Origin of the sequence: Staphylococcus simiae, assembly GCF_017357005.1 — a bacterium.
GTDB classification, from domain to species: domain Bacteria; phylum Bacillota; class Bacilli; order Staphylococcales; family Staphylococcaceae; genus Staphylococcus; species Staphylococcus simiae_A.
The window spans coordinates 974,075-996,173 of sequence record NZ_CP071589.1 but is presented as its reverse complement, the minus strand read 5'-3'; the positions used below and the strand labels follow the sequence as shown (position 1 = coordinate 996,173).

Below are 22,099 nucleotides of genomic sequence, written 5' to 3'. Positions count from 1 at the left end.
TGTTTTACTCCTTTCTATTTGATGTTCTAGTAACAATTAAAACAAATGCCATAAAGACAATTAAAATAATAGCTATTGTTGAACCCATGCCGTAATTTTGAATTGTTAAAAATTGTTCTTCTATAGACGTACCAATATTAATTACTTTATTACCTGCAATTAATCTAGTAATCATAAATAATGATAAAGATGGTATAAAGGTAACTTGTATACCTGTCATAACGCCTTCTTTAGTTAATGGCATAATCACTTTTCTAAAAGTATAAAAGGGATTGGCACCTAAGTCACTCGAAGCTTGTAATAAATTGTGAGGAATTGCTTTCATGCTATTAAATATTGGTAAAATCATAAATGGAATATAAATATAACTTGCTACCACTAAAAATGCACCAGTAGTAAATAACATATTAAATGCTGGTAAGTGAACAGTAGTAAATACTTGATTAATAATACCATCGTGACTTAATAAACCAATAAAAGCATATGTTTTTAACAATAAATTAATCCATGTAGGAATAATCATAATCATCAATAAAATATTTTGAAATTTTGAACGTGTAATATAATATGCTGCTGGATAACTTATAGCCAAAGTGATTATAGTGATTAATGCCGCATACAAGATTGAGTAAGCAAACATTTTCAAATATTTTAGAGTGAAAATTTGCTGGTAATTGGTGAAACTAAAATGCCCATTTACATCAATAAAAGAAAAATAGACTAATAGCATAACAGGAATAATAATAAACAAAATCATCCATAATAAATAAGGAATTAATAATAATTTATTAGTATTACGCATGATCGACTTCCTCATAACTTTCAATACGTTTATCAAATTCTTCTTCTGTTTCACCAGGTACCATGATGTGAATGGCTTCAGGATCAAAGTATAAACCTACTTCACTTCCAACTTCAGCCTTTTTAGTAGTCTGAATCACCCATTCGTAACCTTTTTTGTCTATGCAGCAAATTTCATAATGCACACCTCTAAATAGCATAGAGTCAACCGTAGCTTTAAATAAACCTTTTGAAGCTTCAATTAATGAAATATCTTCTGGTCTAATGACTACTTCTACTTTTTTATTAGTCGGTATTCCCATATCAACACATTCAAAGTCTTGACCATAAATATTAACAACATAATCTTTGACCATATGCCCTTCGACGATATTAGACTCACCGATAAAGTTAGCAACAAAACGATTTACTGGCTCATCATAGATGTCAGTAGGTGTACCAAATTGTTGAACTTTGCCATCTTTCATAACAAAGATATAATCACTAAGCGCAAGTGCTTCTTCTTGATCATGGGTTACAAAAATGAAAGTAATGCCAAGTCGCGATTGTAGTTCTCTTAATTCATATTGCATTTCAGTACGTAATTTTAAATCTAATGCTGATAATGACTCGTCTAGCAATAAAATCTCAGGTTCATTTACAATGGCGCGTGCAATGGCAACACGTTGTTTTTGACCACCACTCATCCCATTGATGTTACGTTGTTCATAACCAGATAATTTAACTAATTTTAATGCTTCTGTAACCTTTTTATCTATTTCTTTTGTTGGTAATTTTTTGAGTTTTAATCCAAACGCTATATTATCATAGACATTTAAATGTGGAAAAAGTGCATAATCTTGGAATACAGTATTTACTTTTCGTTTATTAGGCGGTAATTTTCCGATAGCTTTATTTTGATAAATAACTTCTCCACTATCAGGATATTCAAAACCTGCAATTAACTTTAAAATAGTTGTTTTTCCACAGCCTGAAGGACCTAAAAGTGTATAAAAATGGCCCGATTCTATATCTATATCAATTTCATCTAAAATATTTAAATCATCATAACTTTTACTAACAGATTTAAATGATAATAATGGTTCCATTTAAGATCCTCCCTACAAATATGAAGCTGTCGCTACAATTAATATTTGAGTTTCCTCAGTTGATTCATTAGATAAGCGATGTTTATCCAATGCTTTAAAATATAATACATCTTCTTCATATGCTTTGTATACTTGATCCCCAATGTTTAAAGTAATCTCTCCTTGTAAACAATATATAAATGTATCTGAGTTAGAAGGATTAAAGCTTTTATATGAACAACCAGGTCGTATGGTTAATATAAGTGGTTCCATGTCATATTCATTCGATTTTGATACTAACCATTTTAAAATATAACCTTCATCATATTCATCATACGTTACTTGATCACATTTTTTATAAAGAATTTTTTGTCTTTCTTCTTCTTTAAAGAATTCACTTGGTGTGGTACCAAGTACTTCAATTATATTTAAAAAACTCTCCATACTAGGAGAAGCGTGTTCGCTTTCTATTTGTGAAATATAGCCTTTTGATAAATCTGTTCTTTCGGCTAACTCTTCTTGAGTTAAATTCTTTATGCGTCTTAAATTTTTAATTTTATTACCAATCTTCATTTATTCACCACCAAAAAAGCTATAGTAAGGTTTACTTTTATCAAACTTTTTGTTTAACACTTGATAAAGTTACCAAACTATAGCTTTATTAGCAATAGTTTTTATTTAATTAATTAAATTTTACTGGCATAATTTACACTTTATACTTTCTTTTTAAACATTGTTTGTTCTGGATGATTTTTGACATCTTTTACAGCGTGATAACTACTATAACCACTAGCTTGTCCAAATTCATTAAATATTTGTTTTTCTTGAGCTTTACCAGGTACTATCTTTTTAAACTGCTTATATGCGTCCATTAATTCCTGACCTCTAACTTGACTTTCATAGTATTGCTCAACTTTATTGAAAAAATTAATAACTGTCATCATTTCATCATTTGACCAATCTAAATCTATTGGATATTGGTATTCCATTATAATCACCTCTTTAATGTTATATAGTTTATAGTGAATCCTTGGAGTTGTTGTAAAATGATTTGTGCATATTTGATTAAATGACTAACTTTCTATAGTCAGTAACATAGTGATTTACTTTATATGATTTTCGCATATTATTACAAAACCATACATAGAAATGATATATAGAAACACTTCAATTTTGTATTATAACATGCTAAAAAAAGAGTTGCAGTAACAACTGCAACTCTTAAAAAATCAATGTTTATATTAATGAAAAGCTAATTACATAGTGTGAATTGGATATCCAATTGCTTTTTCAGCAGCTTCCATTGACATTTCACCTAATGTTGGGTGAGCATGTACAGTTAAAGCGATATCTTCAGCATTCATACCAGCTTCAATAGCTAATCCTAATTCAGAAATCATATCAGATGCACCAGTACCTACGACTTGCGCTCCGATTAATGTATTATCTTCTTTTAGTGTGATTAACTTAACGAAACCATTAGTATCGTCTAATGATAAAGCACGACCATTAGCTGCATATGGGAATTTAGAAGCTTTAATAGCTAAGCCTTCTTCTTTAGCTTGTGCTTCAGAATAACCAACAGTAGCTAATTCTGGTTCAGTGAAACATACCGCTGGCATACCAATATAATCCACTTCAGCAGCTTGACCATCAATTGCTTCAGCAGCAACTTTAGCTTCATAGCTTGCTTTATGAGCAAGTGGTAAACCTGGAACGATATCACCAATAGCATAAATATTGCTAATTGAAGTACGGCTTTGTTTATCTACTTCTAATAAACCGCGATCAGCGAATTTAAGACCTAATTCTTCTAAACCAAGTTCATCAGTATTTGGACGACGTCCAACTGTAACTAATACATAGTCAGCTTCAATTGTATGTTCTTCACCTTTAGCTTCATATGTTACTTTAACACCGTTATCTGTTTCTTCAGCTGATTTAGCCATAGCTTCAGTAACGATTTCAACGCCTTTTTCTTTCATACCTTTTTTAACAGGTTGAGTCATTTGTTTTTCGAAACCACCCAAGATATCTTTAGCGCCTTCTAAAATAGTAACTTCTGAACCAAAGTTAGCAAAAGCAGTACCAAGTTCTGAACCGATATAACCGCCACCAACTACAACAAGTTTACCAGGAACTTCTTGTAAATTTAAGGCACCAGTTGAATCAATAACACGTTGACCAAATTTGAAATTAGGAATTTCAATCGGTCTTGAACCTGTTGCAATGATTGCATTTTTGAAGTTATAAGTTTGAGCACTTTTTTCATCCATAACTCTTAAGCTGTTACTGTCAACAAAGTAAGCTTCACCTTTAACGATATCAACTTTGTTACCTTTAAGTAAACCTTCAACACCACCAGTTAATTTATTAACTACAGATGATTTAAATTCTTGAACTTTGTCAAATTTTAAAGAAACACTTTCAGCAATAACACCTAAGTTTTCTGAATGTTGCGCTTCAACGAAACGATGAGATGCATGTAGTAATGCTTTTGAAGGTATACAACCAACATTTAAGCATACACCACCTAAATTACCTTTCTCAACGATTGTTACTTTTTGTCCTAATTGCGCTGCACGAATTGCTGCTACATATCCACCAGGACCTGCTCCGATTACAATAGTATCTGTTTCAATTGGGAAATCTCCAACTACCATGTTTTACCCCTCCATTAATAATAATTCTGGATTATTTAATAAACGTTTAATGTGGTTCATTGCATTTTGACCTGTTGCACCATCAATTTGTCTGTGGTCGAAACTTAGAGACAATGATAATACTGGTGCTGCAACGATTTCACCATCTTTAACGATTGGTTTTTGAGCAATACGGCCGATTCCTAAGATTGCTACTTCTGGGTGATTGATAACTGGAGTGAACCATTGTCCACCAGCTGAACCGATATTACTGATTGTGCATGTAGCACCTTTCATTTCATCAGCAGTTAATTTACCATCGCGAGCTTTAACAGCTAATTCATTGATTTCATCTGAAATTTGGAACATAGATTTACGGTCTGCATGTTTAACAACTGGTACTAATAAACCTCTTTCAGTATCAGCTGCAATACCGATATTCCAGTAATGTTTATGCACGATTTCACCAGATTCTTCATTGAATGAAGTATTAAGTGCTGGATATTTTTTCAATGCAGAAACAAGTGCTTTAACAACGTAAGGTAAGAATGTTAGTTTAGTACCTTGTTCAGCAGCAATTTCTTTAAATTTCTTACGGTGATCCCAAAGCTCTTGAACATCAATTTCATCCATTAATGTAACGTGAGGTGCCGTATGTTTAGAATTAACCATCGCTTTAGCAATTGCTTTACGCATTGCAGGGATTTTTTCAGTTGTTTCTGGGAATTCACCCTCTGTTGACACAGCTGCTGGTGCTGATGTTGTTTCAGTTGCAGATTCATTACTTGATGCCGCAGATTCATTAGAAGCTGCTGGTGCACCACCATTTAAGTAGGCATCTACATCTTCTTTTATAATACGACCATTTTTACCTGAACCTGAAACAGCTTTAATGTTAACACCTTTTTCACGTGCATACTTACGTACAGAAGGCATTGCTTTAACTGTTTTACTTTCATCAACTTCTTCAGTTTGAGTAGCTGCTTGAGTTGCTTGTGCTGGCGCTTCCTCTTGTGCTACTTCTTCTTTAGCTGAATCGTCTGAGTCATGTCCTTTAAATTGCATTTCTTCAGCATCAGGAGCATCAATTTTTACAATAATATCTCCTACTACTGCTACAGTTCCTTCTTCAACTAATATTTCTTCAACAGTACCTGACACTGGTGAAGGAATTTCTACAACTGATTTGTCGTTTTGAACTTCTGCTAACACATCATCTTCTTCGATAGTATCTCCAGCTTTAACAAACCATTTTACAATTTCACCTTCGTGGATACCTTCCCCGATATCGGGTAATCTAAATTCAAATGCCACGTTTTTGCCCTCCTAAAATTTCGTAAATTTATCATTTTTACGTTTAGTTAAATACGATTTAACATACGTTATCATTTTTAGTTATTATATTAAAATTCTAAAGTTTCTTTAGCTTTTTCTACGATGTCATTTTTATTTGGTAACCAAACATTTTCAGCTTGAGTGAATGGATAAACTGTATCAGCTGCAGCAACTCGTCCGATTGGTGCATCTAATGATAAGATGACACGTTCACTTAATTCTGCTACTACTTGTGCTCCAACACCAGCTTGACGTTGTGCTTCTTGGATTACTACAGCACGGCCAGTTTTTTCAACTGAAGCAACTAAAGTTTCAATATCGATTGGTTGCACAGTACGTAAATCGATAACTTCTACTGAATATCCTTCTTTTTCAAGTTCTTCTGCAGCTTTCATTGATTCTTGAACCATTGCGCCATAAGTAATTAATGAAATATCGTTACCTTCTTTTTTCACACTAGCTTTACCGATATCAATTGTATATTCTTCTTCAGGAACTTCTTCACGGAATGAACGATATAATTTCATATGTTCTAAGTATACAACTGGATCATTACTTCTAATTGAAGAAATTAATAAACCTTTAGCGTCATATGGACCAGAAGGAATAACAACTTTAAGACCAGGTGATTGTGCTAAGATACCTTCTAAGTTATCAGCGTGTAACTCAGGTGTATGAACGCCACCACCAAATGGGCTACGGATAGTTACTGGTGCAGTTTTTGTACCACCAGAACGGAAACGAGTACGTGCGATTTGACCAGCAATTGCATCAAATACTTCGAATACGAAGCCTAAGAATTGAACTTCCATTACTGGGCGGAAGCCTTCTACTGCTAGTCCTAATGCTAAACCACCGATACCTGACTCAGCTAATGGTGTATCAAAAACTCTATCTTCACCAAATTCTTTTTGTAATCCTTCAGTAACACGGAAAACACCGCCGTTAACACCAACGTCTTCACCAAAAACTAATACATCTTGGTCATTTTTAAGTTCAGTTTTAAGCGCATCATTAATCGCTTGAACCATTGTCATTTGTGCCATGGCTTACTTCGACTCCTTCTCTTTGTAAATTTCATATTGTTCTGCTAAATTTTGAGGCATATCTTCATACATAATTTCCATTAGAGAAGTAACAGTTTGTTTTTCAGTGTTATCTGCCTCTTTAATAGCTGCTTTAATATCTGCTTTAGCACGTTCGATTACTTCATTTTCTTTTTCTTCATTCCATAAACCTTTATTTTCAAGGAACTTACGGAAACGTACTAATGGGTCTTTTTTCTCCCATTCAGCATCTTCATCTGAAGTTCTGTAACGAGTAGGATCGTCACCAGCCATTGTATGTGGACCATAACGATATGTCATTGTTTCGATTAATGTTGGACCTTCACCAGCTACTGCGCGATCACGTGCTTCTTTAGTTGCTTGATATACAGCTAGTGCATCCATGCCATCAACTTGAATACCAGGAATACCTACAGCAATTGCTTTTTGAGCTAATGTTTCAGCTGCAGTTTGTTTACTTCTTGGTGTAGAAATAGCATAGTTGTTGTTTTGAATTACGAAAATAGCAGGTGCTTTGTATGCTGATGCAAAGTTGATACCTTCATAGAAATCACCTTGTGAAGAACCACCGTCACCAGTATAAGTGATAGCTACTGCTTTTTTACCACGTTTTTTAAGTGCAAATGCAATACCAGCTGTTTGGATATATTGTGCACCAATAATGATTTGTGGACTTAACGCATTAACGCCTTCAGGGAATTGATTTCCTTTGAAGTGACCTCTTGAGAATAAGAATGCCTCTGTTAATGGTAAACCATGCCAAATAATTTGTGGTACATCTCTGTATCCCGGTAAAATATAATCTTCTTTTTCTAATGCATATTGAGACGCAAGTTGAGATGCTTCTTGACCAGCAGTTGGTGCATAGAAACCTAAACGTCCTTGTCTGTTTAATGAAATAGAACGTTGATCTAGAATACGTGTCCAAACCATTCTTTCCATTAATTCAACTAATTGTTCATCTGTTAGATCAGGTACTAAGTCTTCATTTACGACGTTACCATTCTCATCTAAAATTTGAATCATTTCAAATTTCGATTGAGTATCATTTAAAACTTTTACTGCATCGAATTGGGCTTGTAACTTAGGAGCCATTCAATTCACCATACCTTTCCCATAATTGTATAGAAATTCATTTTATCCTTGTTAATTGTACCATAAAAAATTAATACTGTTAAACTATTTGAAAAAGTTCTGTTTTAATATAAAAGATACAGATATGAGCAACTGTGTTAGTTGTTTCACCATATCTGTATCAGTCTAATTTATTATTTTAATTGATCCACATCTTGCTTTTCTTTTGTAACTTTGTTCATTGCTTTAGCATACTTATTAAATTTCTCGTTCATTTTTTTGAATGCCTTTTCAACATCCTTAGATTTCTCATCTACACCAGATTGAGTTGCATTATCTTGATTAAGATATTTAAATAATGCTTTTTCAGCTTTAATACCGTTTTTATATGCTGATGCATATTCTTCATGTGCTTTATATTTATCTTTTAAGGCATTATCTAATTCTTCTACTTCTTTTTTCTTAGTATCATTTTTAATATTATCTATATATTTTTCAGCTTTTTTAAAATCTTTTTGAGATTCATCTATTTTATCTTCTTCTTTTTTAAACTCTTTTAAACGTTTATCTGCATTATCTACTAATTCTGTTGCCGTTTTTTCTCTAACTTGTGGATCTTGACTATTAACTTTAGTGGATAATTTTTTCTTTTTCTCTTCTAAGGAATTTATTTTTTTACTAATAGAATTAATAGGTTTTTCATCATCAAATGCTTTTTGAACTTGATCTGAGTATGCTTTAATTTCTTTCTTATCTGTTGTACATCCTGCAAGTAATATACTTGATGCAAGAACTGCTCCTAATATTTTTCCAAATTTCATTATGGTACCTCCACTTACTATATAAAATCAATCATAAATAATTTAATCATAAAAATCAATTCAGAATTAAATGTCATACAATCATTATTAATTTAAGATAACTAAAAACATAACTATTGACACTGCTATTCTCTATACTATACTTTTTAAGTTAGATTAATATTTATTATATCAATTATGGTTCAAGCATACGCTAATTCTAAAGGCGATACAATTAAAATAGTAGGTCCTTAGAAATTCATATGTTAGTCACTAGACATTTAAGTGGTTAATATAACACAAATCTTAAAAACTATAAAAATGAATGATCATAAGAAAACAAATGATTATAATGATGAAAAGGAAGGTGTTTAGTTTGTTAACTATGAAAGATATTATTAGAGATGGACATCCAACACTTCGTTTAAAAGCAGATGAAGTAACGCTCCCTATTTCTAATGAAGATAAAGAAACTTTAAAAGCAATGAGAGAATTCTTGATTAATAGTCAAGATGATGAAATCTCCAAACGCTACGGTCTTCGATCTGGTGTAGGCCTAGCTGCGCCACAAATTAATGTTGCCAAAAGAATGATTGCAGTTTATCTTCCTGATGATGGTAATGGCAAATCATATGATTATATGTTAGTGAATCCTAAAATTATGAGTCACAGTATTCAAGAAGCTTACTTACCTACAGGTGAAGGTTGCTTAAGTGTTGATGAAAATATTCCTGGATTAGTACATCGTCATCATAGAGTTACAATTAAAGCCAAAGATATTGACGGCAATGATATTAATCTTCGTTTAAAAGGATATCCTGCGATTGTCTTTCAACATGAAATCGACCATTTAAATGGTGTTATGTTCTATGATCATATTGATAAAGACCACCCATTGCAACCACATCCAGACGCTGTCGAAGTATAAAGATAATTAGTTATTTAGGAATAGAAATTTTTAGCTTGGAGTTGATTATAAACGCTCCAAGCTTTTTTGCACTCTAAAATTTCCTTCTAATTAAGAAAAAGTAACAAATAATATCGTAGGTGTTCGTCTTGTTTATTAATGTTAAATCCACACTAGTGCATGTTTGATAATGAATCTCACCGACTCCTTGAATAATAATAGTTACTGCTTGTTCATTCTATTAATAAAATAATTGTTAACATAGTCTCTATGTTAACCGAGTATGTTGTTACAGTGTTATTGATGTTGAAGTTCTATATATTATATTAGCAATTCTTTACTTCATATCTATGATGCTAAAAATTTTCAGTCTAAAATTTAACATTATATTTGTTACTATATCTTTAAAAAATATCTCGCTTATATATAAATGTTGAACTAATGTTTATTATTTTTACTGTTAATAATAAAATTTACTAGATGATTTATTGTTGTTCAAATTCTTTAATCCTAGTCTATCAATAAGATAAACTGCTTTATTTATTGCGTTTCATCATGTAAAATAATACGTAACTGAAATTTTAGATATTTTGTCTAATTTTCAAAATTGAACGACAAGATTACCCTAGTAACATGAAGTGAAATGACGATTACTCTTTAAATTAAAGAATTTCAAACAGCTAAAAGTTATAGCATAGAATTTAAAGGTACATCCATATTTACTAGGATTAACTATAAATAAACAGATATTCTTAGGAGGAATTTTAACATGGCAGTATTTAAAGTTTTTTATCAACATAATAGAGATGAAGTAATTGTACGTGAAAACACTCAATCGCTTTATGTTGAAGCACAAACAGAAGAACAAGTACGACGTTACTTAAAAGATCGTAATTTCAATATTGAATTTATAACTAAATTAGAGGGCACACATTTAGATTACGAAAAAGAAAACTCAGATCATTTTAATGTGGAGAATGCTGAATAATGAAGCAACTACATCAAAATGAAGTAGGTGTATATGCTCTTGGTGGTTTAGGAGAAGTCGGTAAAAATACCTACGCTATCGAATATAAAGATGAAATTGTGATCATTGATGCAGGTATTAAATTCCCTGATGACAATTTGTTAGGTATTGACTATGTCATTCCTGATTATACTTATCTTGAACAAAACCAAGACAAAATCGTGGCATTAGTAATAACACATGGCCATGAAGATCATATAGGTGGAGTGCCCTTCCTATTAAAACAAATTAATGTTCCTATTTATGGTGGACCTTTAGCTCTAGGTTTAATTAGAAATAAATTAGAAGAACATAATTTATTAAGAACTGCTGAGTTACATGAAATCAATGAAGATAGTGAAATTAAGTCTAAATCCTTTAATATTTCATTCTATTTAACAACACATAGTATTCCTGAAGCTTATGGTGTTATTGTTGATACACCTGAAGGTAAAATTGTTCATACTGGTGATTTTAAATTTGATTTTACACCAGTTGGCGAACCTGCAAATATAGCTAAAATGGCTCAATTAGGAGAAGAAGGTGTGCTTTGTTTACTTTCTGATTCTACGAATGCTTTAGTTCCAGACTTTACTTTAAGTGAACGTGAAGTAGGTCAAAATGTTGATAAGATATTCCGTAACTGTAAAGGTCGTATCATTTTCGCAACATTTGCTTCTAACATTTATAGAGTACAACAAGCTGTTGAAGCAGCAGTCAAACATAACCGTAAAATTGTAACATTTGGTCGTTCAATGGAAAACAATATCAAAATCGGTATGGAACTTGGTTATATTAAAGCACCGCCTGAAACTTTTATTGAACCCAATAAAATTAATACAGTACCTAAACATGAATTATTAATTCTTTGTACTGGTTCTCAAGGTGAACCTATGGCTGCATTATCAAGAATTGCTAATGGTACACACAAACAAATTAAAATTATACCTGAAGATACGGTAGTATTTAGTTCCTCACCAATACCTGGTAATACTAAAAGTATAAATAGAACAATCAATGCTTTATATAAAGCTGGCGCAGATGTGATTCATAGTAAGATTTCTAATATTCATACATCTGGTCACGGTTCTCAAGGTGATCAACAATTAATGCTTAGATTAATTAAACCTAAATACTTCTTACCAATTCATGGTGAGTATCGTATGTTGAAAGCACACGGTGAAACTGGTGTTCAATGTGGTGTTGATGAAGATAATGTCTTTATTTTTGATATTGGTGATGTTTTAGCTTTAACTCATAATTCTGCACGTAAAGCTGGACGTATCCCATCTGGCAATGTTTTAGTTGATGGTAGTGGCATCGGAGATATCGGTAATGTAGTTATCAGAGATCGTAAACTATTATCAGAAGAGGGACTTGTTATTGTTGTAGTTAGTATTGATTTCAAGACTAACAAATTATTATCTGGTCCAGATATAATCTCTCGCGGTTTTGTTTACATGAGAGAATCTGGTCAACTCATTTACGATGCTCAACGTAAAATTAAAACTGATGTTATTGCTAAGTTAAATCAAAACAAAGATATTCAATGGCATCAAATTAAGTCTTCTATTATCGAAACTCTACAACCTTATTTATTCGAGAAAACTGCTAGAAAACCAATGATTCTACCAGTTATTATGAAAGTAAATGAAGACAAATAAAAATAAGAGCCTGGGACATTAAGTTCTTGGTGAAAGTAAAAAAGACAATTTCTATTGAAAATTGATAGAAATTGTCTTTTTCATTATTAATTTTGAAATAAACAGCTCCTTGAGCTGCTAGCTTCCTTATGTTAACTGCCATTAATACAAATCCAAGTTCACGTTTAACCTTATCGAGTCCTCGAACTGACATTCGAGTGAACCCCAAAATAGCCTTCGTGAATCCAAAAACAGGTTCTACGTCAATTTTTCTTTGACTATAGATTTTTTTCGTTTCTGGCTCAGAAAGCTTTTGATTTACTTGAGATTTAAAATACTCCCAATTATAATTCTTCATTATTTTTTTATTTGTTTTTGACTTTGATTTCATACATTGATGTTTGAGTGGACAATCTGTACAATCATCACATTCATATAATTTAAAATCTCTTTTGAATCCATATTTATCATTACGATAAGCATATCGTTTAAATCCTAATCGTTTTTGATTTGGACAAATAAATTCATCGTTGATTTCATCATAATCCCAGTTCTGAGTATTAAAAATGTCACTTTTAAATTTTTTAGTTTTATCTTTAATAAACATTCCATATGTAATCAATGGTGTTCTATTAAAATCATCGATAATAGCCATGTAATTTTGTTCACTACCATAACCAGCATCAGCGACAATATACTCAGGTAAATAACCGTAGGTTTCTTTAATTAAAGTTAAAAATGGTATTAAAGTTCTAGTATCTGTTGGATTTTGGTAGACATTATATGATAAAACAAATTGCGAATTTGTCGCTATTTGTAAATTGTATCCTGGTTTAAGTTGTCCATTTTTCATATGATCTTCTTTCATTCTCATAAAAGTAGCGTCATGGTCTGTTTTAGAATAACTATTACGGTCTTGAAGAATTGCTTTTTGTTCTTCGTACTTCGACTTTCGGTCAGAATAATCATCAAATTTCTTTTTAACTTTTTTTATTTTAGTTCTTTTTTGACGAGTTTGCTTTCTTAGTTCTGGTTGTGTTTCATTATCAATTTGTTGATTTAAATCTTCGATTTCTTTATCCAAGTGACTACCGATTAAATCAATATCTTCTTTTGATAAATCAGTATCTTTATCTTCTATAATCTCTGGTATAATTTTATCCTTTACTAATTCTTGATAGATTGTTTTTGAATTTTCGTTTATATCTGTTTCATAATTTAAAATACTTTTCTTCCATACGAACGTATATCTATTGGCATCAGCTTCGACTTTGGTTCCATCGATAAAAATAGCTTGGTCATCAATAAGATTTTGCTTTAGACACTGACTATGAAATTGGATAAATAAAGATTCAATTAAGGCATCTGTTTTAGGATTGACTCTGAATCGATTAATTGTTTTATATGAAGGTGTTTGATTTTGAGACAACCACATCATACGAAGACTATCATTGAGTAATCTTTCTATTTTTCTTCCAGAATATACAGATTGTGTGTAGGCATATAGAATAATTTTTAACATCATTTTTGGATGATATGAAGTCGCACCACGATAATGTTTGAATTCGTCGAATTCTCTATCTGGTATGCTTTCAACTATGTCATTAACGTATCTTGAAATATCATTTTGAGGAATTTTTACTGAAGTTTCCATTGGTAGTGTAAGTTGAGTCATGTTATAATCTTTATACATAAGACACCTCGTTAATTTGGTTTATTGGTATTTATTAAATTATACGAAAGTGTCTTATTTTTTTGAAGTATTTACATGTAAAATTACATAAAAAACGAAGTATTGTAGTGAAGACTCCTGAGGGAGCAGTGCTAGTCGAAGACTACAGGCTGAGACAGCACCCTAGGAACGCGAAACTACAATACGGAGTATTGAACATAAAGAAGCACAAAGACGATTTAACAATAAAATCATCTTTGTGCTATTATTTTTGGGATTTATGTCCCAGCCTCTTATTTTTGGTTGTTATATAGTTGGACTTAGTATTAAATCTTTATTTTGTAGCTATGTTTTTTTCAAAACGACTTAAATCGTTATCATGACCAATCATTATAAGAATATCCCCTATTTCTAAATTCAAGTTAGGATTAGGTGAAATTATAAAATCTTTTCCTCTTTTTATAGCAATAATATTTATGCCATATTGCGCTCTAATATCCAATTCAATAATTGATTGCCCTGCCATTTTTTCAGTAGCTTTTAATTCAACAATTGAATGTTCATCTGCTAATTCTAAATAATCAAGTACACTCGCACTTGCAACATTATGTGCAATTCTACGACCCATATCACGCTCTGGATGTACAACAGTATCTGCACCTATTTTATTTAATATTTTAGCATGATAGTCATTTTGTGCTTTTGCAGTAACTTTTTTTACACCTAGTTCTTTTAATATCAATGTTGTTAAAGTACTAGATTGGATATTTTCACCTATAGCAACAATGACATGATCAAAATTTCTAATACCTAAACTTTTCATCACTGCTTCATCTGTGGTATCTGCAACCACCGCATGTGTTGCAATATCGCTATACTCATTCACTCTATTTTCATCATAATCTATCGCCATTACATCCATATCTAATGCATTTAATTCTCTTACAATACTTCCACCAAAACGACCTAAACCTATTACTACATATTCTTTACCCATAGATATCCTCCATCATTAATAAAATTGATTGTTAATAGTTAGGATAATCAATACAATAACAACCCCAACTATCGATTGACAATAAGAGTTCAATTACAGTTGGGGTAAATTACTGCTATTTCTTTCCTTCTACGTAATCTTTATCAAAAACAAATAGTCTTAATAATAATATTAACGATGGTACTAATAAAAGTAAACCTAAAATAAAGGCAATCACTAATGCCCATCCCATTTCAGGATTCACATGAGCATCAGTAATTTTAACAAATGGATAAAGTAAATAAGGTAATTTACTCATACCATATCCGAAAAATGCCATTAACATTTGTAAAATGATCAGAATAAATGCTAAGCCATGATTTCTTTTTAAGATTGTTAACAATAGTGCTATACAGAAAAAGATAAAACTTAAAACAAACATCCACCAATAATCAAAAATTGCAGTATAAAAATGTTCTGAATTTTGTATTCTTAATGACAGAAAGACAAATAAAGAAATAATGATCATTGGAAGTCCCCAGAAAATATGCCACATTCTCGTTAATTCATAAGCTGGTTTATCTTCAGCTTTATGAGCATAAAACGTTAAAAATCCTGAAGAAATATACAATACAGAAATAATGGCTAGAAATACGACTGACCATGCAAATGGACTTAAAATGAGTTGTAACCACTCTAAATCAACATGTCCATGATTTTCTGAAATATAACCACCTTCTGTAATTGTTAACGCAGTAGCTAATGACGCTGGAATCAATAAACCAGTAACACCATACATAACCATCCAAGATAGTTTAGTGTCTTGTCCATAATTTTCAAATGCATAAAAACTATTACGTAATGAAATCATGATAAGTGCAATGGAACCTGGCACAAGTAAGACTGTTCCTAAATACTTAACTGATTCAGGGAAAAACCCTACAAATCCTACAAAGAAAAATACAAAGAACACATTCGTTACTTCCCAAACGGGATTTAAGTAACGTGAAATCAAATGATTCGTTTTTTTGTCATTACCTGTTATTTTAGAATGTAATGCAAAGAAGCCTGCTCCAAAATCAATAGAGGCAATAATGACATAACAAAATAAAAATAACCATAGTACTGTTATACCTATATATGCATATATCATTTTACCCCTCCTTTAGAAGTCATTAACTGATTAACGTCTTTATAAGCTGGCTTATTCTTAAACATTCTAATAAGTACATACGCACTTGTGAACATTAATATAAAGTATAGAATACCAAACAATATTGTCACTAGAGTAATTCCACCAGCTTGTGTAGCTGCTTGCGACACGCGCATATAACCTCTAACAATCCAAGGTTGTCTTCCCATTTCTGTTAAGAACCAACCAAATTCAATAGCTAACATAGAAGCTGGACCTGTAAGCAAAATACCATAAAGCATCCATTTATGTGTTGTGTACTTACGTAATTTTTTAAAAATTAATGTTAGAACATACAGTCCTGATATAACAAAGCATAAAATACCCATACTTACCATTAAATCGAAGAAATAATGAACAATCATTGGTGGTAAGTCGTTTTTAGGGAACTCATTTAATCCTTTAACTGTCGTTTTAAAACTATTATCAGCTAAGAAACTTAATACACCTGGTATTTCAATTGCTCCACTTACTTCTTGTGTTTTTTCATTTAGTACTCCAAATAACACTAAATTTGCATGAGAAGACGTATCAAAATGCCATTCGTATGCTGCTAATTTCTCTGGTTGTACTTGATGTAAGAACTTAGCAGATAAATCACCAGCTAACATCGATAACAATGTTGATAAAAAGCCAACAATCATAGTCATTTTCAGTGCTTTACTATGATAACTTCTATCTTCTGGTACTTTATTGCGTAGTAGTTTGAAAGCTGCTACAGAAGCTAGTACAAATGCCATTGTCATTCCTGCAGTTGTAATTACATGGAATGATCTTACAATAAACGATGGATTGAACATTGCTTCAAACGGTTGGACATTAACCATTTTGCCTTTTTCCATTTCAAAACCAGCAGGTGTATTCATAAATGAGTTAACTGAAGTAATGAAAAATGCTGAAAATGAACCACCGATAATAACTGGTATACTTATAATAAAGTGAGTCCATTTACCTTTAAATCTGTCCCAAGTATATAAATAAATACTTAGAAAAATAGCTTCAAAGAAAAAAGCAAAGGTTTCCATAAATAATGGTAAAGCTATTACATGACCACCCATTTCCATAAATGTTGGCCATACTAATGATAACTGTAACCCGATAATTGTACCTGTTACAACACCTACTGCTACTGTGATGGTATATGCTTTAGACCATCTTTTAGCTAATGCAATATATGATAAATCATTTTTGCGAATACCTAAAAATTCTGCTATTGCAAACATTAAAGGCATACCGACACCTATCGTCGCAAAAATAATGTGTACTGCTAATGTCATGCCTGTTAAAAACCTACTTATTTCAACGGTATCCATTTATTAAATCACCTATTTCTATTTATTTTGGCAACACAATGAAGTTAATTATAATAGTTATAACTTAGAGATTAAAACATTAAGTGCTATGAAATTAAATATAATTTTAACTGATTTCACATTTTAGCCATATTTAATTTTTGTTAAAAGTTAAATTGTATTACAATAAATAGAGATAAATTAAAGGAGAGATGAATTTTGGATGACGTTATTATTTATACGCAAAATGACTGCCCACCATGTACTTTTGTGAAAAACTATTTAACAGAGCACAAAATTGTATTTGAAGAAAGAAATATTAGCAATAATCAATATCGCCTTGAAATGATGGATTATGATGCTTTCTCAACACCTTTCATCTTATTAAAAGGTAAACCAATGTATCAAGTAGATTTAGATGAACTAAATAGTATATTAAATATAGACAATTAATATACACGAATAATTAGTACCACAATTAGAAATTTTTTTAACTGATGTCGGGCATAGTTGGGCAAAAGCCAGTGTGCGAAACTTAAAAACAATTATGTATCAGTCCAATTTGGGAAAGAATCGAAAGAACCGAAACAATTAGAATTCAGGATATACAAAAAAGACGCTCTAAAAAACTAGAGCGTCTTTAAAATAATTATTTAGCATAATTATTAACTAATTCAATAACTTCTTCTTGAGTAGCGCAGTTAATTGCACGATCTGCAAGTTCAGTCATTTCATTTTTACTTAAACTATTAATTTGTCTTCTTGCTTTTAAGATTGATGTTGCACTCATAGAGAACTCATCTAATCCTAAACCAAGTAATAATGGAATAGCTGTTGAATCTCCAGCCATTTCACCACACATACCAGTCCATTTACCTTCTTTATGCGAAGCTTCAATTACTTGCTTAACTAAGCGTAAAATTGATGGATTGTATGGTTGATACAAATAAGAAACACGTTCAGACATACGGTCTGCAGCCATAGTATATTGAATTAAATCATTAGTACCAATACTGAAGAAATCTACCTCTTTAGCAAATATATCTGCTAATGCAGCTGTTGATGGAATTTCAACCATAATACCTAATTCAATATCATCAGATACATCATAACCTTCATTTTTAAGGTTTTCCTTTTCTTCTAATAATATTGCTTTAGCTTGACGGAATTCATTAATTGTCGCTACCATTGGGAACATAATATTTAATTTACCATAAACTGAAGCACGTAATAACGCACGTAATTGTGGTCTGAAGATATCTTGTTGCGCAAGACATAAACGAATCGCTCTATAACCTAAGAATGGATTCATTTCCTCTGGTAAATTTAAATAAGATAATTCTTTATCTCCACCAATATCTAAAGTACGCACTACAACACGTTTACCGTTCATTGCTTCTAGTACTTCTTTATAGGCTTCGAATTGTTCCTCTTCAGTTGGCATTTGGTCTCTACCCATATATAAGAACTCAGTTCTATATAAACCAATACCTTGTGCACCATTTTCAATAACACCTGGTAAGTCATTAGGCGTACCAATATTAGCTGCAAGTTCTGCATGTACACCGTCAACAGTCACTGTATCAGCATCACGCAATTTTTGAAGTTCTTTTTTATCTGCAAAGAAACGTTCACGTTTATCTTGGTATGCAATTAATTCGTCTTCTGTTGGATTGATGATAACATCACCTTCTAATCCATCAACGATAATCATATCACCTTGTTGTACTTCATGAGTAATTGATTTAGTACCAACAATTGCAGGAATTTCTAAAGAACGACTCATAATTGCTGAGTGACTTGTTCTACCACCAATATTTGTAGCAAACCCTTGTACGAATTCTTTATTTAATTGCGCAGTATCAGAAGGTGTTAAGTCATTACCTACAATAACAACACTTTCATCAATCATACTTGGATTTGGAAGTTCCACGCCTAAGATATGCGCTAAAACACGTTTAGAAACGTCACGAATATCCGCAGCACGTTCTTTCATATATTCGTTATCCATTGATTCGAATATTGTTACAAATTGTGTAGTAACATCTGTTAATGCAGATGCTGCATTAACATTTTCATTTTTAATTTTATCTTGGATTGGTTGAATTAATTCAGGGTCATCTAAAACTAATAAATGTGCATCAAATATAGCAGCTTTATCAGCACCTAGTTGAACCTCTGCATTATTTCTAATCTTAGTTAACTCAACTTTAGAAGCCTCGATCGCCTTATTAAATTTAGCAACTTCACTTTCTACATCAGTGACTTTTTCGTTCTTATCAAAAGTTAAGTCTGGCTCAACTAATAAATAAGCTTTAGCAATTGCAACACCATCTGATGCAGCAATACCTTTAATTAATTTAGACATGATTATTTAGTCAATCCTTCTTTTGATAAGACGTCACTGATAGCTTGAATTGCATCAGCTTCATCACTTCCGTCAGCGTAAATTGTAATTTCAGCGTCTTTACCTACACCAAGACTCATAACACCCATGATTGATTTTAAGTTAACTTTTTTACCGTTATATTCTAATTGAATATCTGAATCAAATTTTGAAGCTGTTTGAACTAACATTGTTGCTGGTCTTGCATGAATACCAGTTTCGTCAATAATTACATATGAATTTTGTTCCATAATTACATTTCTCCTTCGTATAGTTAGAATCTTCAATATTATTACAATACTAACTTATTTTATACTTTAACTTTACCAAAACCAAGTCTCAAATTCAATTCGTTTAAAACCGGTTTCAATAAAATTTATAAATCGCAAAACTATTATAGCACCTACATGACATTTTTAATAACATTTTCGCACTTTTGAATGTGATCTTTTCCAATTTTGTTCATAAAATAATAACTAATTGAAGCTGATACAGCCTGTCCGACAATTGGAAACCACTTCGTTTGTTTAGCTGCAGTACGTTTAGCAACGTCTCTAATAACAACTTTCAATATCGCACTTGATATTCTTTTACCTATAAATTGGCTACCTTGAATCGCTGCTGCCGACATAATTCTTTCTTTAACATCATCACTTAACTTATTGACTTGTTTATGATCTAAACCATAAATTTTGTTTACATCTTCTATAATATCTTTCATCAATTTTAAATCTACACCAAAATCTAAACCTGGTATGGGTACAATACTCATCCCAGATGATAGTAGTGATTTTTTCTTAACTAGAGCTTCTGCTCTGTTACGACGTTGTTGTAATTCTTCTGACGTAACTGGCATACTATTTTTTTCATTAATTTCTTCTATATTTAAAACTGAATTGCCTAATTTATTAGTAAAATTTGTTGCTATTGAATTTTTAAAGCCCATGTTCTAATCACCTTTCTTTTATCAGTAAGATGTTATACCCCAATTATAGACTTTTAAAGCTTAACATCGACAAAAACAGCTTTTAAATATTTTGAAGGTTTGTAATGTGGGTTTGTTTTGAAGTCTTTTGGTAGCCCCATAACTTCAGATATTTGATATTCAACACCAGCATCTTCTAATGTTTTTTTGATAGTATTTTTAAATTGCTTTAACGGCAAAACACTTGAATTGGTACAAAGTAGTAATGTTCCTTTAAAAGATAAAATACTTAATGCACCATTGATTAACTTGTCATAATCTTTTTGTACTGAAAATGTACGTTTCTTACTGCGAGCAAAACTTGGTGGATCAATGACTATTGTGTCATATGAATGATGATGTCGCGCAGCATATTTAAAGAAGTCAAAAGTGTCCATAACAAAGATATACTGTGTTTTCGGATCAATACCATTTAAACCAAAATTTTCCTCTGTTAAGCCACGAGATCTATTTGCTAAATCAACACTTGTTGTTGAACGTGCGTTTTGTGCTGCAATAACTGAAAATGCTCCAGTATAACTAAATAAATTTAAAACATTTTTACCTTCAGTGTATTGATCTCTTAACTTTTTCCTAACTTCTTTTTGATCTAAAAAGATACCAGTCATTAACCCATCTTCTAAATCAACATTATAAAATGTGAAGTTCTCTTCAATGACAATTGGAAAATCTGGCGCATGTCCTTCAACAAATCCTCCACTGTAGTCACTATCTTTAAATCTAATTTTTTCATAAATAGAATCAAAGGTGAAAATGGCTCTAATAGCTTCAAGTATCATGTATTTAAATTTATAAATGCCTTTTGAATACCATTGGATTAATAAATGACCATTATAGTTGTCAATAGTCAAACCGCCTACACCATCACCTTCAGCATTAAATAATCTAAATGCATTTGTACCATCTATATTGTAATAATATTGTCTTTCATCTAAAGCATCTTTAAATAATTTTTCGAAAAATTTAATATCAACTTGCTGTTGTTTGTCATAAGATAATACCCATCCTAAACCTTTATGCTGTCTACCAACATATGCTGTAGCAATATATTGTTCTCTTTCTGTGATTAAATGGAATAAATCTCCTTCCTTTAAATGATCATGCTTATAAATATCGTCTTCTTCAATTAATGGGTAACCATTTAAATATTTTGTTTCTTTACCTTTATTTAATGTTGCTAATTTCATTCGATAACAACCTTTCTTGTTCTCTTAATATTGTTTATCACATAGTATGCACTAAATTCAACTTACT

General features: G+C 31.5%; 21 protein-coding genes. 4 read left to right on the top strand and 17 right to left on the bottom strand.

The annotated features are described in order from the left end of the window. Positions 1-4: 4 nt before the first annotated feature. The 9 genes from J3R86_RS04520 to J3R86_RS04480 form a co-directional block, all read right to left on the bottom strand. Positions 5-802, bottom strand: a complete 798-nt coding sequence (locus J3R86_RS04520) for an ABC transporter permease (RefSeq protein ID WP_207518237.1) — start codon at positions 800-802, stop codon at positions 5-7. Next, positions 795-1,889, bottom strand: a complete 1,095-nt coding sequence (locus J3R86_RS04515) for an ABC transporter ATP-binding protein (protein ID WP_207518236.1) — start codon at positions 1,887-1,889, stop codon at positions 795-797. The genes J3R86_RS04520 and J3R86_RS04515 overlap by 8 nt, the downstream gene beginning before the upstream one ends. A gap of 12 nt (positions 1,890-1,901) precedes the next feature. Further along, positions 1,902-2,441 (bottom strand): helix-turn-helix domain-containing protein, encoded by a 540-nt coding sequence (locus tag J3R86_RS04510; RefSeq protein WP_207518235.1) that lies wholly within the window; start codon positions 2,439-2,441, stop codon positions 1,902-1,904. Positions 2,442-2,581: 140 nt separating this feature from the next. Beyond that, positions 2,582-2,857, bottom strand: coding sequence for a UPF0223 family protein (locus J3R86_RS04505; RefSeq protein ID WP_207518234.1), 276 nt, complete (start codon positions 2,855-2,857; stop codon positions 2,582-2,584). A gap of 267 nt (positions 2,858-3,124) precedes the next feature. Next, positions 3,125-4,531 carry a dihydrolipoyl dehydrogenase gene (lpdA, locus tag J3R86_RS04500; protein ID WP_002465239.1) on the bottom strand — a complete coding sequence of 469 codons (1,407 nt, stop codon included), beginning with the start codon at positions 4,529-4,531 and terminating at the stop codon, positions 3,125-3,127. A 3-nt stretch (positions 4,532-4,534) separates the two neighbouring features. Then, a complete protein-coding gene (locus J3R86_RS04495; RefSeq protein ID WP_207518233.1) occupies positions 4,535-5,824 on the bottom strand; it encodes a dihydrolipoamide acetyltransferase family protein in 1,290 nt (429 codons plus the stop codon). Between the two features lie 89 nt (positions 5,825-5,913). Beyond that, positions 5,914-6,891 (bottom strand): alpha-ketoacid dehydrogenase subunit beta, encoded by a 978-nt coding sequence (locus J3R86_RS04490; protein WP_002465241.1) that lies wholly within the window; start codon positions 6,889-6,891, stop codon positions 5,914-5,916. Between the two features lie 3 nt (positions 6,892-6,894). Next, positions 6,895-8,007: a pyruvate dehydrogenase (acetyl-transferring) E1 component subunit alpha gene (pdhA, locus tag J3R86_RS04485; RefSeq protein ID WP_207518232.1), complete on the bottom strand. Its 1,113-nt coding sequence runs from the start codon at positions 8,005-8,007 to the stop codon at positions 6,895-6,897. 173 nt (positions 8,008-8,180) lie between these two features. Continuing rightward, entirely contained in the window at positions 8,181-8,807 is a 627-nt protein-coding gene (locus J3R86_RS04480; RefSeq protein WP_207518231.1) for a YkyA family protein, read from the bottom strand. A gap of 355 nt (positions 8,808-9,162) precedes the next feature. Between J3R86_RS04480 and def the strand changes: the two genes are divergently transcribed. The 3 genes from def to rnjA all read left to right on the top strand — a co-directional run bounded on the left by def (position 9,163) and on the right by rnjA (position 12,363). After that, a complete protein-coding gene (gene def, locus J3R86_RS04475; RefSeq protein WP_207518515.1) occupies positions 9,163-9,714 on the top strand; it encodes a peptide deformylase in 552 nt (183 codons plus the stop codon). A gap of 748 nt (positions 9,715-10,462) precedes the next feature. Continuing rightward, the gene (locus J3R86_RS04470) at positions 10,463-10,681 is read left to right on the top strand and encodes a DNA-dependent RNA polymerase subunit epsilon (RefSeq protein ID WP_207518230.1); all 219 of its coding nucleotides are present in this window, start codon (positions 10,463-10,465) and stop codon (positions 10,679-10,681) included. Beyond that, the gene (rnjA, locus tag J3R86_RS04465) at positions 10,681-12,363 is read left to right on the top strand and encodes a ribonuclease J1 (RefSeq protein WP_207518229.1); all 1,683 of its coding nucleotides are present in this window, start codon (positions 10,681-10,683) and stop codon (positions 12,361-12,363) included. The genes J3R86_RS04470 and rnjA overlap by 1 nt, the downstream gene beginning before the upstream one ends. Here rnjA and J3R86_RS04460 read toward each other — a convergent pair. The 4 genes from J3R86_RS04460 to J3R86_RS04445 all read right to left on the bottom strand — a co-directional run bounded on the left by J3R86_RS04460 (position 12,338) and on the right by J3R86_RS04445 (position 17,495). Continuing rightward, positions 12,338-14,035, bottom strand: a complete 1,698-nt coding sequence (locus J3R86_RS04460; RefSeq protein ID WP_207518228.1) for an IS1182 family transposase — start codon at positions 14,033-14,035, stop codon at positions 12,338-12,340. The two genes, rnjA and J3R86_RS04460, sit on opposite strands and share 26 nt — an antisense overlap. Before the next feature lie 313 nt (positions 14,036-14,348). Further along, positions 14,349-15,011 (bottom strand): potassium channel family protein, encoded by a 663-nt coding sequence (locus tag J3R86_RS04455; RefSeq protein WP_095092643.1) that lies wholly within the window; start codon positions 15,009-15,011, stop codon positions 14,349-14,351. A 115-nt stretch (positions 15,012-15,126) separates the two neighbouring features. Next, on the bottom strand, positions 15,127-16,143 hold the full coding sequence (locus J3R86_RS04450; RefSeq protein WP_207518227.1) for a cytochrome d ubiquinol oxidase subunit II: 1,017 nt from the start codon (positions 16,141-16,143) through the stop codon (positions 15,127-15,129). Beyond that, on the bottom strand, positions 16,140-17,495 hold the full coding sequence (locus J3R86_RS04445) for a cytochrome ubiquinol oxidase subunit I (RefSeq protein ID WP_207518226.1): 1,356 nt from the start codon (positions 17,493-17,495) through the stop codon (positions 16,140-16,142). Before J3R86_RS04445 ends, J3R86_RS04450 begins: the two co-directional genes overlap by 4 nt. A 198-nt stretch (positions 17,496-17,693) precedes the next feature. On the opposite strand from J3R86_RS04445, the gene J3R86_RS04440 reads away from it, so the two are divergent. Then, positions 17,694-17,927 carry a glutaredoxin family protein gene (locus J3R86_RS04440; protein ID WP_207518225.1) on the top strand — a complete coding sequence of 78 codons (234 nt, stop codon included), beginning with the start codon at positions 17,694-17,696 and terminating at the stop codon, positions 17,925-17,927. A 196-nt stretch (positions 17,928-18,123) separates the two neighbouring features. Here the strand turns inward: J3R86_RS04440 and ptsP are convergent, their stop codons facing one another. The 4 genes from ptsP to J3R86_RS04420 form a co-directional block, all read right to left on the bottom strand. Next, on the bottom strand, positions 18,124-19,842 hold the full coding sequence (gene ptsP, locus J3R86_RS04435) for a phosphoenolpyruvate--protein phosphotransferase (RefSeq protein ID WP_207518224.1): 1,719 nt from the start codon (positions 19,840-19,842) through the stop codon (positions 18,124-18,126). A 2-nt stretch (positions 19,843-19,844) separates the two neighbouring features. After that, positions 19,845-20,111, bottom strand: a complete 267-nt coding sequence (locus J3R86_RS04430; protein ID WP_002465252.1) for a phosphocarrier protein HPr — start codon at positions 20,109-20,111, stop codon at positions 19,845-19,847. Positions 20,112-20,263: 152 nt separating this feature from the next. Further along, positions 20,264-20,806: a DUF697 domain-containing protein gene (locus J3R86_RS04425; RefSeq protein ID WP_207518223.1), complete on the bottom strand. Its 543-nt coding sequence runs from the start codon at positions 20,804-20,806 to the stop codon at positions 20,264-20,266. A gap of 53 nt (positions 20,807-20,859) precedes the next feature. After that, complete coding sequence (locus tag J3R86_RS04420) at positions 20,860-22,032, bottom strand: class I SAM-dependent rRNA methyltransferase (RefSeq protein WP_207518222.1); 1,173 nt, start codon at positions 22,030-22,032, stop codon at positions 20,860-20,862. Positions 22,033-22,099: the final 67 nt, after the last annotated feature.

Coding starts and splice junctions, on each gene's coding strand:
- rnjA (WP_207518229.1), top strand. CDS start 10,681: ATGAAGCAACTACATCAAAATGAAGTAGGTGTATATGCTCTTGGTGGT.
- J3R86_RS04510 (WP_207518235.1), bottom strand. CDS start 2,441: ATGAAGATTGGTAATAAAATTAAAAATTTAAGACGCATAAAGAATTTA.
- J3R86_RS04480 (WP_207518231.1), bottom strand. CDS start 8,807: ATGAAATTTGGAAAAATATTAGGAGCAGTTCTTGCATCAAGTATATTA.
- ptsP (WP_207518224.1), bottom strand. CDS start 19,842: ATGTCTAAATTAATTAAAGGTATTGCTGCATCAGATGGTGTTGCAATT.
- J3R86_RS04515 (WP_207518236.1), bottom strand. CDS start 1,889: ATGGAACCATTATTATCATTTAAATCTGTTAGTAAAAGTTATGATGAT.
- J3R86_RS04430 (WP_002465252.1), bottom strand. CDS start 20,111: ATGGAACAAAATTCATATGTAATTATTGACGAAACTGGTATTCATGCA.
- J3R86_RS04520 (WP_207518237.1), bottom strand. CDS start 802: ATGCGTAATACTAATAAATTATTATTAATTCCTTATTTATTATGGATG.
- J3R86_RS04470 (WP_207518230.1), top strand. CDS start 10,463: ATGGCAGTATTTAAAGTTTTTTATCAACATAATAGAGATGAAGTAATT.
- J3R86_RS04450 (WP_207518227.1), bottom strand. CDS start 16,143: ATGATATATGCATATATAGGTATAACAGTACTATGGTTATTTTTATTT.
- J3R86_RS04420 (WP_207518222.1), bottom strand. CDS start 22,032: ATGAAATTAGCAACATTAAATAAAGGTAAAGAAACAAAATATTTAAAT.
- J3R86_RS04490 (WP_002465241.1), bottom strand. CDS start 6,891: ATGGCACAAATGACAATGGTTCAAGCGATTAATGATGCGCTTAAAACT.
- pdhA (WP_207518232.1), bottom strand. CDS start 8,007: ATGGCTCCTAAGTTACAAGCCCAATTCGATGCAGTAAAAGTTTTAAAT.
- J3R86_RS04455 (WP_095092643.1), bottom strand. CDS start 15,011: ATGGGTAAAGAATATGTAGTAATAGGTTTAGGTCGTTTTGGTGGAAGT.
- J3R86_RS04445 (WP_207518226.1), bottom strand. CDS start 17,495: ATGGATACCGTTGAAATAAGTAGGTTTTTAACAGGCATGACATTAGCA.
- J3R86_RS04460 (WP_207518228.1), bottom strand. CDS start 14,035: ATGTATAAAGATTATAACATGACTCAACTTACACTACCAATGGAAACT.
- J3R86_RS04505 (WP_207518234.1), bottom strand. CDS start 2,857: ATGGAATACCAATATCCAATAGATTTAGATTGGTCAAATGATGAAATG.
- J3R86_RS04425 (WP_207518223.1), bottom strand. CDS start 20,806: ATGGGCTTTAAAAATTCAATAGCAACAAATTTTACTAATAAATTAGGC.
- lpdA (WP_002465239.1), bottom strand. CDS start 4,531: ATGGTAGTTGGAGATTTCCCAATTGAAACAGATACTATTGTAATCGGA.